Source organism: Georgenia satyanarayanai (assembly GCF_900116375.1).
In the GTDB taxonomy this organism is placed as follows: domain Bacteria; phylum Actinomycetota; class Actinomycetes; order Actinomycetales; family Actinomycetaceae; genus Oceanitalea; species Oceanitalea nanhaiensis.
This window is the reverse complement of the sequence record NZ_UETB01000022.1, coordinates 24,222-35,601: the sequence shown is the minus strand read 5'-3', so window position 1 is coordinate 35,601 and position 11,380 is coordinate 24,222. Positions and strand designations below refer to the sequence as shown.

Here is an 11,380-nt window from a genome sequence, read left to right as displayed (position 1 = left end):
GAGACGGCGCCCTGGGGGGTCTGGGAGGCGTCGGTGGCGGGCTCGGCGGCTTCGCCGAGGGCGGCGAGGTAGCGCTCGGCGTCCAGGGCGGCGGCGCAGCCGGTGCCGGCGGCGGTGATGGCCTGGCGGTAGGTGTGGTCCACGGCGTCGCCGCAGGCGAAGACGCCGGGCACGGTGGTGGCGGTGGATGGGTGGGTGACGAGGATGTAGCCGTTTGGGTCGAGGTCGACCTGGCCGGTGAGGATGTCGGTGCGCGGTACGTGGCCGATGGCGACGAACAGGCCGGTGGCGTCCATCTGGCGCTCCTGGCCGGTGAGGGTGTCGCGCAGGGTGAGGCCGGTGACCTTGTCGGTGCCGTGGATCGCGGTGATCTCGCTGTTCCAGGCGAAGTCGATCTTGGGGTTGGCCATGGCGCGGTCGGCCATGATCTTGGAGGCGCGCAGCTCGTCGCGGCGGTGGACGATGGTTACGCGGGAGGCGAACTTGGTGAGGAAGGTGGCTTCTTCCATGGCGGAGTCCCCGCCGCCGGCGACGACGATGTGCTGGTCGCGGAAGAAGAAGCCGTCGCAGGTGGCGCAGTAGGACACCCCGCGTCCACCGAAGGTCTTCTCGCCCTCCAGGCCGAGCTCCTTGTAGGCCGAGCCGTTGGCGAGGATGACGGCGCGGGCGCGGTAGGTGTCGCCCTCGGCGGTGGTGACGGTCTTGATGTCGCCGGTGAGGTCGACGGAGGTGGCGTCGTCGTAGATGACGGTGGCGCCGAACTTCTCGGCCTGGGTCTGCATCTTGTCCATGAGCTCGGGGCCCATGACGCCCTCGGGGAAGCCGGGGAAGTTCTCGACCTCGGTGGTGTTCATCAGTGCGCCACCGGCGGTGATCGCGCCGGCGATGACGACCGGGGCGAGGTTGGCGCGGGCGGCGTAGATCGCGGCGGTGTAACCGGCCGGGCCGGAACCGACGATGACAACCTCGTGCAGGGTGGTCGGGGTGGTGCTCGTCATGGGAGTCCTTCGTCGCTCGGGGGTGCTGCTCGGGTCAAGGCGTGGAGGCCCGGATTTGTTCCGGGCTCACCCGACGGTGAGCTCGGCGAGCTCGATGCGGTTGCGCCCGTCGGAGTCGGCCACGGGCAGGGAGGTGAACCACAGGACGATGCTGTCCGTCTCGACCGCCTCGTCGAAGGCGAAGGTCGTGTCCGGGCCCATCTCGCCGGAGGCGAGGACGTCGCCCTCGGTGGGCTCGTTCGGGCTGGTGGCCCGGATCTCGACGTTGCCGCCCTCACCCATGAGGTCGAGGGTGACCGAGGAGACGAGCGTGGCCTCCTCGAGCTCGACGTGCAGACCGATCCCCGTCTTCATCCCGTACTCCGGGTCGACGTAGGAGCGGGAGCGCCAGTAGGTGGTGTCGTCACCGTCGAGCGCCCGCGGGGTGAGCTCGGGGTTCTCCGCTCCGTCGCCCTCGGGGTCGAGGGGGGCGAGGGACGCGACGGCGGGCGGCTCGGACGGGGTCGTCTCCTCCGGTGCCGCGGTGGTCTCGGGCTCGGCGGCCGGTTCGCTCGCCTCCGGGGTCACCGGCGCCTCCTCGGTGGCTGCCGGCGGGGCGACGTAGTCCTCCGGCTCGGCGACGAGGGTGCGGAAGGCGATGATCGCGCCGATGAGCAGGGCGACGAGCGCGACGGCGAGCACGATCGGCGTCGGGTCCAGGCGCCGTTCGCGGAAGGGGACGGGCGCTCCCGGCTCACGCTCGGGCTCCTCGGTCACCACCGACTCCCACGAGCGGTCCTCTGCCGGCTGCTGCGGTGGCGCGGGGACGGGCTCGGGCTGCTCCTCGACGGGTGGCGGCTCGGACGGGACGCGGCCGTGCTCGAGGGCGGCGCGCACGTCTGCCTCCCGGGTCTTCGCGAGCTCCTCCTCCGCCCGGGCCTCCCGCTCGGCGGCACGGGCCGCCGCGGCTGCGGACACCTTCCCGGCGCCTGCGGACAGGCGCCGGCGCACGGAGTCCACGCCCTTGCGGGTGGTGTCCGCGACGGTCGCGGCGGCTCCACCCACGCCGGCGCCGATCGCGGCGGTGACGACCGACCCGCGCGGGTGGCGAGCGGAGTGGGAAGCGGCCGCGTCGTCGTCCTCGGGGGCGACGACGGCGGTGAAGTCCTCGGGGGCACCGGCACCGCTGGGCACCGGGCGGGGCTGCCAGTCGGTCGTGTCGAGCGGCTGGCGGCCCTGGTCGGGGGTGTCGGCGACGACGTCGTCGAAGGAGGGCTGGTCGGGCTCTCCCTCGCCCACGGGCTCGTCGCCCACCGGCTCGGCGACGGCATCGGTCTCGTCGACAGGGCCCGGCCCGGTCTCCTCGACGTCCGCCTCCTCGACGACCGCCTCGTCGGGCGCCGGCTCGTCGGCGGGCTCGTCGGCGGGCTCGACGGGCGCAGGCACCAGGGGGGCGGAGGGCGCGGCGGTGGCCGCGGCGGCCCCCACCCCGGCGCCCGCACCGAGGGAGCCGGCGAGCGGCCACACCGGGTGGTCGCTGGTCAGCGCCTCGACGTTGATGTCCCGCCACGGGGCGAGCTCGCGGATGAGCTCGCTCGGGGTGCGCGGGCCCTCGCCCGCGAAGCTCCGCGTGCACAGCGCGTCGAGGTCCGCGGGGACGTCGTCGTGCACGCTACTCGGCGCCACCGGGACACCGCCGGCGACCTCGGCGGCGGGGACCTGGCGGGCCAGCCGGGGTCCGTCGTCGGGCTCGGGCCAGGTGCCGGTGAGGGCGAGGTAGAGCAGCCGCACCAGGCCGACGGTGTCGGTACGCGCGGCGGAGAGGGGGTCGTGGTCGACGCCGAGGTAGGCGGCGGCGACGCCGAGTCCACCGAGGCGGACCTGGCCGTCGGCCGTGACGTGGACGGCGGAGGGCAGCAGGACCAGGTGGTGGACCCCGCGCCGGCGGGCCGCCTCGAGGGCGCTGGCGACCTCGCCGACGACGGCGCGGGCCTGCTCGGGCGCCATCGGTCCGCTCGTGGCCAGCTCGGCGAGCGAGGGCCCACCCGCGACGTCGGTGACGACGAAGGCGTGACCCTCGTGGGCGCCGACGTCGAGCACCCGCTCGAGGCGGGGGTCGTCGACGAGCGCGGCCCGGCGGGCGGCGTCGAGGGTCTCGGCGGAGGCGCCGGTGGTCGAGGGCAGCACGAGGGCGCGGACCTCACGCTCGAGGATCTCGTCGCGCCCGCGCCACAGCGCGGTGGCGGGCAGGACGGACGTGAGCTCCTGGTCGAGGAGGTAGCGCCCGGACAGCAGCGTGCCGGGGTCAAGCGTCGGGGCGGTGCCCGGTCCGTCGTCGTCCAGCGTCCTGCTCCCTCTGTCCGGTCCCGGTCCCGGGTCCCTGTCGTCGCGGCCCATCGTACTGGCGGGTGTCGCGCCCACCTGTGCCCAGCGGCGTAGTCCCGGCACCCGCGCGGCCACCGGCCGCAGCACCCGCAGGGCGGGGTCGAGGATGACGTCGAGCTCGGTGACCTTGAGCAGGCGGAGCATGAGGAGGTAGCCCGCGGCCATGAGTCCACCGACGAGCGCCACCTTGACCAGTGACTGGGCCGCGCGCGCGATGTCGGCGTCGGCGGTCGAGACGGGGCCCAGGACGCGCAGGAGCAGCCAGCCCGCGAGGAGCGGCGGCGTGGCCGCGAGGACGATCCGCAGGTGGCTGCGCAGCACCCGCCCGCCGTCGAGGCTCGGCAGCTTGAGCCGCAGCGCGAGGTAGGCGACGACGGACCCGACGACGTTGGACCCCGTCGTGGCGACCGCGGCGCCCACCAGCCACCACTCCGGCGGCAGGAGCATCGACACGAGGCAGCCGACGATGACGAGCGCCGTCAGCGGGACCTGCAGCTTGAACAGCGACTTCGTGTCCTCGAAGGCGTAGTACACCCGCTGGATCATCGTGAAGGCGCCGAGCGCCGCGATGCCGCCGAGGAGGGCGACGAGCACGCGCGCGATACCGCGTGCCTCCGGGATCGTCGTCGTCAGGTAGGCGGCCTGGACGAGCGGCACGGCCAGGACGGCGAGGGCGCCGCCGGCGAAGACCGTGAACACCGCGATCGTCCGCAGCCCGAGGGAGAGGTCGTCGCGCACCTTGGCGGCGTCGCCGGAGGCCGCGTAGCCCGAGACGCGGGTGAACAGGGCGGTGACGAGCGAGACGGTGATGAGGGACTGCGGCAGCAGGTAGAGGAAGTTGGCGTTGTCCCAGGCCGCGTTGCCGGGAGCGAAGCCCGCACCGCGGTCGGCCGCGGCGGCCGCGAGGTTGGAGATCGCGATGAAGCCGAGCTGGGCGACGAGGAGGCTGGCAAAGGCCCAGGTCGCGACCTTGCTCGCGCGCCCCAGGCCCGAGCCGCGCAGCCCCCACCGCGGGCGGAAGCGGAAGCCCGAGCGGTACAGCGGCACGATGAGGATGAGGGCCTGAAGGGCGACGCCGAGCGTGGCGGTGCCGCCGATGACGCCGATGCGCAGGCCGCTCCACGCCGTCGGGTCCTCGTGCGCGCCGGTGGCGCGACCGCCGAAGACGACGATGTAGGCGATCAGGCCGACGAGCGCGACGACGTTGTTGAGGGCCGGCGCCCACATGTACGGCCCGAAGTTCCCGCGCGCGTTGAGGACCTGGCCCAGCAGCGTGTACATGCCGTAGAAGAACAGCTGCGGCACGCACCACAGGGCGAAGGCGACGGCGATGTCGAACCACGCCGGGTCGAGCTCGGAGGCGTAGATGGTGACGAGCACTCCGGCGCCTGCCGTCAGGAGCACGGTCAGCCCGAGCAGGGCGGCACCGGCCATCGTGAGCAGCCGGTTGACGTACTCGTCCCCGCCGTCGCGCTGCTTCATCGCCCGGACGATCTGCGGGACGAGGATCGCGTTGAGCACGCCACCGGCGACGAGCATGTAGACGACGTTGGGGAGCTTGTTCGCCACGGAGAAGGAGTTCGCCGCCCCGGTCAGGCCGATGGCGCCGATGAGGGCGATGTTGCGCAGCAGCCCGAGCACCCGCGACACGAGCGTGCCGGTGAACATGACCGCTGCCGACCCGGCCAGACCGCGACGTTCCTCGCTCACGTGGTGGTCTCCTCCGGGGAGTCGCCGAGCCGTCCGCGGCGGCGCGCGCGGCGCACGGTCCGCACGAGCCCCGCGACGAGCATGATGACGAGCAGGCCGGCCGCGACGGCGGTGCCCACGGTCTCCCAGTCGGCGCGCACGCGCACCTGGATCTCGGTGGGCTCGTCGATCGGCGTGCCGTCGGGCGCCGTGAGGACGACGTCGACGACGACGTTGCCGCTGCCGACGGCGTGGACAGGCACCTGCGCCGTCGCCGACTGCTCCGGCGGGATCTCGAGGGCGACCTCCTCGTCGGCGACGAGCCGCGGGTCGCGCGGGCTGAGCCGGACGACGACGTGCGCCGGCCGGGACATCTCGTTGGTGACGGCGACGGGGATGTGCGCCTCCTCGTTGATGAGGTTGAGCGTGCTGCCGGGCCGGGCCGCCACGAGGTGGCGGCGGGCCGCGGAGGCGTCCTCGGCGGCGTCGATCAGCTCGGCCCGGGTGCCGGGCAGCTGCCGCCAGGCGGCAGAGGTGACCTCGAGCAGGGAGGCGCGGACCGGGTCGACGAGCGCCTCCGGCTCCTCCAGCACCCCGGCGAAGGCGGCGGTCCGCTCGAGCACGTCCGTGACGCGGTCGAGCTCGGCGGCGTCGACCTCGCCGTCCTCGACGACCGTCTCGGGCAGGTTCTCGCGCTCGACGTCCGGAGCCTCACGGCCGAGCATCTCCGCCAGCCCCACCCGCTCGAGCCAGGGGGCCTGGGCGAGGGCGGTGAGCTGGTCGGCGAGGACCTCGGCGTCCCCGGCGAAGTCGCGGGGCACGGTGAGCAGCAGGTCACGGCGGTCCGCGGGGCGCTCGCGGGTGACGACCGCGGTCTCGGCGAGGAGGTACTGACGGGCCGTGACAGGGTCGAGCTCGACGGGCGCCTGGTCCGGGGCGACGGGCAGCAGCGTGCCGGCGAGCAGTGCGGAGAGCCGCTCGTCGGCGAGGACGGCGGGCAGCGTCGCCCCGTCGACGGCGACGCCGGCCCGCGCGGAGGGCGTGTAGGTGAGCTGGGAGGTCGGCGCCAGGCTGCTGCTCGGCAGGACGACGGCGGTGGCACCGGCCTCCGAGAGCGCGGTGACGGTGTCGGCGTCGGGGGTGTCGGCGGCGGGCCACGCCAGGCCCGTCCCGGCGGCGAGCCCGACCTCCTCCAGCGCGGTGTCGCGGGCTGCCATGACGTCACCGAGGAGGTCGGTGCGGTCGGCGTGGGTGAGCGCGGCGGCGTCGGCGTCCGCCCACAGCAGGGCGTGGACGGTGCGGCCGGGGGCGTCGGCGAAGTCGCCGAGGGTGGCACGCAGCGCCGTCTTCGGGGTCGTGGACGGTGCCGAGGGCTCCTCGGTGGGCTCCTCGTCGGCCGGCTCTCCGGCGGTGAGGTCGACGACGCCGGGCACGTCGACGAGGAGGGAGGGGTCGACGGCGAGGTCGACGGCCGGCCGGTCCAGCGCCGCCAGGAGCGGCTCGAGACGTTCGGCGGCGACGGCGTCCAGGCGCGTGCCGCTCTCCTGTGCGGCGGCACGCTCCGGGGCCGTCGGTGCGGCGGCGGCGAGGACGGCCAGCGGCATCGTCTCGACCTCGAGGTCCGGCCACCACAGGAGGAAGCTGCGTGTGGCGGGCACGTCGGTGAGGACCGGGGCGTCGGCGTCGTGGGCGGTGACCTCGATGCCGCGCGGTCCCCAGCCGCTGTAGGTCGGGGCGAAGGGGACGGCGTCCGCGGGGACGGTGAGGGTGAAGGCGACGCTCTCGCCGGCCGCCACCGGGTCCTCCAGCCGCTCGGCGTGCAGGAGCGTCGTGGCCGACAGGGACGTGGGATCGAGCCACCGTTCGAGGAGGGAGCGGCTGATCGGGGCGCTCTGCTGGGCGCGCAGGCGCAGCTCAGGCACCGCGATCTCCGTGCCCGTGCCGTTGGTGACGGTGCCGCGCACGACGAGGTCCTCACCGGGCGTGAGGACGGCCGGACTGACGTCGGTGAGGCTGACGGTCACCTCGCCGGTGACGACACCCGCGGTCGGGTCCTCCGTCGCGGGGTCGGGGGTGGCGTCCGGGCCGGGGGTCGTGGTCGCGGCGGCGGTGGGCACGAGGCACAGGAGCGCCGCGAGGACGAGGAGCACGACGGCTCGCGGGCCGGCCCCGGACGAGGTCCAGGTGATGTTCATGCGCGTCCGGCCAGCACGTCCCTCGCGGTGGCGACCACGCGCCGCTCGTTCGGGTAGGCGAGGCGCGAGGCGACCTCGGTGAGACTGACCCACGCGACGTCCTCCGCCTCGCAGTCGGGGTCGTTCTCGATCGTCAGCTCCCCGCCCGTGGCCTCGAGCAGGTAGTGGTGGACGACCTTGTGCACGCGCCGGTCGTCGCCGGAGAACCAGTAGTCGATGGTCGCGAGGTGGCGCAGCACGCGCCCGGTGATGCCGGTCTCCTCCGCGATCTCGCGGACGGCCGCCTCCTCGGGTGTCTCCTCGCCCTCGAGGTGTCCCTTGGGAAGGCACCACTCCAGGCGCCCGCCGCGGTTGCGGCGCGCGATGACGGCGGTGAAGGCCTGCCGGTCCTCCACCCGTACGACCAGCCCGCCGGCCGACGTCTCGTCCACCACCGGCAGCAGCGTCGACCGGGGCGGCGCGGCGCGCGGACGCGGCGGCGCAGGGACGCGCCGACGCGGCGAAGGGACGGCGGACATGAGGTCACCATAATCAACTGGCCTGGGCGATGCGGCCGTCACGCGCACGACGGCGCCACATCAGGGGAACGTGACCGACGCCCGCCCCGGTGGCGTGGCCCCGGGCGTCGCCCACGTGGCAGGCTGTGGCAAGTGCCGCCCGCCAACGACTCGACGTCCTCGCTCGCCCGCACGGCCGCCGCCGCGCTGACCGCGCTGCCGCCCGCCGTCCTCGACCTGGGTGCCGTCTTCGCCGACGCCGGGCACGAGCTCGCGCTCGTCGGTGGGCCCGTCCGCGACGCCTTCCTCGGCTCGGTGAGCCACGACCTGGACTTCGCGACGTCCGCCCGCCCCGACGACACCGAGCGCCTTCTCGCGCGGTGGGCGGACAGCCACTGGGACGTCGGCAAGGAGTTCGGGACGATCGGCGCCCGCAAGGGTGACGTCGTCGTCGAGGTGACGACCTACCGGACCGAGGCCTACGAGGCGGACTCCCGCAAGCCCGTCGTCGAGTACGGCGACACCCTCGAGGGCGACCTCACCCGCCGCGACTTCACCGTCAACGCGATGGCCGTGACGCTGCCGTCCCTCACGTTCGTCGACCCGCACGGGGGGCTGGAGGACCTCGAGGCCGGGGTGCTGCGCACGCCGGTCGAGCCGGAGCAGTCCTTCGACGACGACCCGCTGCGCATCATGCGGGCCGTGCGCTTCACCGCCCAGCTCGGCTTCGACGTCGAGGCCGGGACGATGGCGGCGATGTCGGCGATGGCCGACCGCCTCGCCATCGTCTCCCCCGAGCGCATCCGCGCCGAGCTCGAGCGGATGCTGCTGTCCGAGCGGCCGCGCGGCGGGCTCGAGCTCATGGTCTACACGGGCGTCGCGGCCGTCGTCCTGCCCGAGCTGGACGAGCTGCAGCGCACCGTCGACGAGCACCGCCGGCACAAGGACGTCTACGAGCACACGCTCGTGGTCCTCGACCAGGCGGTGGAGCTGGAGACCGGGTCCGACGGGCCCGTGCCCGCCCCGGACCTCGTCCTGCGCCTGGCCGCGGTGCTCCACGACATCGGCAAGCCGGCGACACGGCGCTTCGAGCCCGGCGGCGGGGTGAGCTTCCACCACCACGAGCTCGTCGGTGCCCGGATGGCGTCCAAGCGGCTCAAGGCGCTGCGCTTCGACAAGCAGACGATCAAGGACGTCTCCCGGCTCGTCGAGCTCCACCTGCGCTTCCACGGGTACGGCGAGAGCGCGTGGACCGACTCTGCGGTGCGTCGGTACGTCACCGACGCAGGCCCGCTCCTCGAGCGCCTCCACCGCCTCACCCGCGCCGACTGCACCACCCGCAACAGCCGCAAGGCCATGCGCCTGGCGGCGGCCTACGACGACCTCGAGGAGCGCATCGCGGCGCTCGCGGAGGAGGAGGAGCTCGCCAAGATCCGCCCCGACCTCGACGGGGAGCAGATCATGGCGGCCCTCGGCGTGCCGCCGGGTCCGGTGGTGGGACGCGCCTACCGCTTCCTGCTCGACCTGCGCATGGAGCGCGGGCCGCTCGGGCAGGACGCCGCCCGCGAGGCGCTCCTCGCCTGGTGGGCCGCCAACCAGGACTGACTCTCCCCCCTCACCCTCTACCGCCGAGAGCTGACTTGTTACCCAGCAGCAGGTGCTCCTGCGAGTAACAAGTCAGCTGTCGGCGCGGGAGGGGGTGGCGGCGGTTACTCGACGGGCTCGAGGAGGCCGGTGTCGACGTCGTAGAGGAAGCCCCCGGCGGCCACGGTGTCCGGGATGAGCGGGTGGGAGCGCACCTTGGCCACCTCCGCCCGGATCGACCGGACCTGGTCGGTGATGACCCCGAGGGACATCCACGTGGCGTCCTGCCCCTGCAGGCGGCCGATCTCCGCCTGCAGCTCCTCCTCCGAGCGGGAGGCCATCGCGCAGCGGGTGTGGTGGACCACGAGCACCCGGTCGACGCTCAGGAGGCTCGTCCCGAGCACGAGGGCGACGAGCACCTGGTCGGTGACGCGGCCACCGGGGTTGCGGAGGATCTTCGCGTCTCCCGGCGCGAGCCCGATCATCCCGAGCGGGTCGATGCGCGAGTCCATGCAGGTGACGACGGCGACGCCCGCCCGGGCGACGCCGTCGAAGCCCGCGAGCGAGAAGTCCTCGGCGTAGCGCGCGTTCGCGGCGAGCAGGTCGGCAAAGGGTTCAGCAGAGCTCATGGGGAGCGACGGTACTCCGGTGCGCCGCCACACCGCCCTCCGGCTCAGGTCGCGGACCCGTCCCGCTCGCTCGCGTGGACGGGCCGGGGGGCGTCGGCGAGCCGGTGCGTCCCGGCGCCGTACCCGAGGGAGACGGCGAGGTAGACGACGGCGAGGACGGCGAAGACGGCGCGCGACCAGCCGGTGTCCGGCAGCGCCCACGCGCCGAGCGCGGCAGCCGCGACGAAGGCCGCGTTGTAGAGGACGTCGTAGAGGGCGAAGGCGCGGCCGCGGTAGTCGTCGTGGGTGTCGCGGTGGACGATCGTGTCCACCGCGATCTTCGCGCCCTGGACGCTCAGGCCGAGCAGCACCGCGGAGACGGCGACGACGGCGAGCTCCGGCGTGGTGACGAGCAGCGCCTGGCTCACGCCCCCGATCGCCAGGCACACGACGATCCACCGCGAGGGGGACATCCGCTCGTGCGCGAGCGGCGTGAGGACGATGGCCAGGCCGTTGCCGGCGAAGGAGATGCCACCGAGGAGCGCGAAGGTGGCCAGCCCGGCGCCCGCGTCGGCCGGGTCGGACAGGAGGTTGCGCGAGATGAGGATGAGCGCCATGAAGTTGACGCCGTAGAGGAAACGGTGGACCGCCATGACGCCCAGGCCCAGACCGGGGGTGCCGCGGCGGACGAGGTAGCGCGCGCCGTCGGCGAGGTCGGAGACCGTCTGCCGGACGGCGACGGCGACGCCCGTGCGGGCCCGGACGGCGGGGCCCAGCTCGCCCCGGCGCAGCCGCAGCGCCAGGCCGGAGGCGGCGGCGAAGAGCAGTGCCGCGGCGACGAGAGCGGCGGAGTTCTTCGCGGCGGCGGGCACGAGCAGCCCGGTGACGAAGCCGATGCCGCCGCCCGCGACCGCCGAGACGGCCCCGAGGGTGGGGGTCAGCGTGTTGGCCATGAGGAGCTGCTCGCGCGGGACGACGCGGGGCAGGCCGGCGGAGAGGGCCGCGAGGAGGAAGCGGTTGACGCCGAGCGTGACGAGGGCGAGGACGTAGACGAGCACCGACACGCCCGCCGTCCCGATGAGCACGGCGAGGAGGAGGGCGAGCACGACCCGGACGGCGTTGCCGACGAGGAGCACCTGGCGCCGGCTCCACCGGTCGAGCAACGGCCCGGCGAACGGGCCCACCACCGTGAACGGCAGGAGCAGGACGGCGAAGGCCGCCGCGACGCCCGAGGCGGTGGCCATGGTGGCCGGGTTGAAGAAGAACAGGGTGGCGAGGCCCACCTGGAACATGCCGTCACCGCACTGCGACACGAGCCGGACGGTGAAGAGCTTCCGGAAGCCGGCGTGGACGGCGAGGGTGCGCAGGTCGGCGGGGATGCTCACCGGTGCAGGCTATCCCTCGCCCGCCCGACCCCCGCCGGACGACCGATGCGCTACTCTCGG

At 74.3% G+C, this 11,380-nt stretch carries 7 protein-coding genes; 1 reads left to right on the top strand and 6 read right to left on the bottom strand.

Features of this window, described 5'->3' with window-relative positions:
• The 4 genes from trxB to DSZ44_RS17360 all read right to left on the bottom strand — a co-directional run.
• Positions 1-998, bottom strand: a 998-nt coding sequence (gene trxB, locus DSZ44_RS17375; protein WP_110853892.1) for a thioredoxin-disulfide reductase, incomplete at its 3' end; no start/stop codon positions are given.
• Positions 999-1,064: 66 nt separating this feature from the next.
• The gene (murJ, locus tag DSZ44_RS17370) at positions 1,065-5,072 is read right to left on the bottom strand and encodes a murein biosynthesis integral membrane protein MurJ (protein WP_146237603.1); all 4,008 of its coding nucleotides are present in this window, start codon (positions 5,070-5,072) and stop codon (positions 1,065-1,067) included.
• A complete protein-coding gene (locus DSZ44_RS17365) occupies positions 5,069-7,246 on the bottom strand; it encodes a DUF6049 family protein (RefSeq protein ID WP_110853890.1) in 2,178 nt (725 codons plus the stop codon). Before DSZ44_RS17365 ends, murJ begins: the two co-directional genes overlap by 4 nt.
• Positions 7,243-7,764: an NUDIX hydrolase gene (locus DSZ44_RS17360; protein ID WP_110853897.1), complete on the bottom strand. Its 522-nt coding sequence runs from the start codon at positions 7,762-7,764 to the stop codon at positions 7,243-7,245. Before DSZ44_RS17360 ends, DSZ44_RS17365 begins: the two co-directional genes overlap by 4 nt.
• Before the next feature lie 132 nt (positions 7,765-7,896).
• Here DSZ44_RS17360 and DSZ44_RS17355 point away from each other — a divergent pair, with 132 nt between their 5' ends.
• Positions 7,897-9,348, top strand: coding sequence for a CCA tRNA nucleotidyltransferase (locus DSZ44_RS17355; protein ID WP_181424708.1), 1,452 nt, complete (start codon positions 7,897-7,899; stop codon positions 9,346-9,348).
• A gap of 104 nt (positions 9,349-9,452) precedes the next feature.
• On the opposite strand, the gene DSZ44_RS17350 is transcribed toward DSZ44_RS17355, so the two are convergent.
• Both DSZ44_RS17350 and DSZ44_RS17345 read right to left on the bottom strand, forming a co-directional pair.
• Positions 9,453-9,956 (bottom strand): beta-class carbonic anhydrase, encoded by a 504-nt coding sequence (locus DSZ44_RS17350; RefSeq protein ID WP_110853889.1) that lies wholly within the window; start codon positions 9,954-9,956, stop codon positions 9,453-9,455.
• Between the two features lie 44 nt (positions 9,957-10,000).
• A complete protein-coding gene (locus tag DSZ44_RS17345) occupies positions 10,001-11,320 on the bottom strand; it encodes an MFS transporter (RefSeq protein ID WP_258369691.1) in 1,320 nt (439 codons plus the stop codon).
• Between the last annotated feature and the right edge of the window lie 60 nt (positions 11,321-11,380).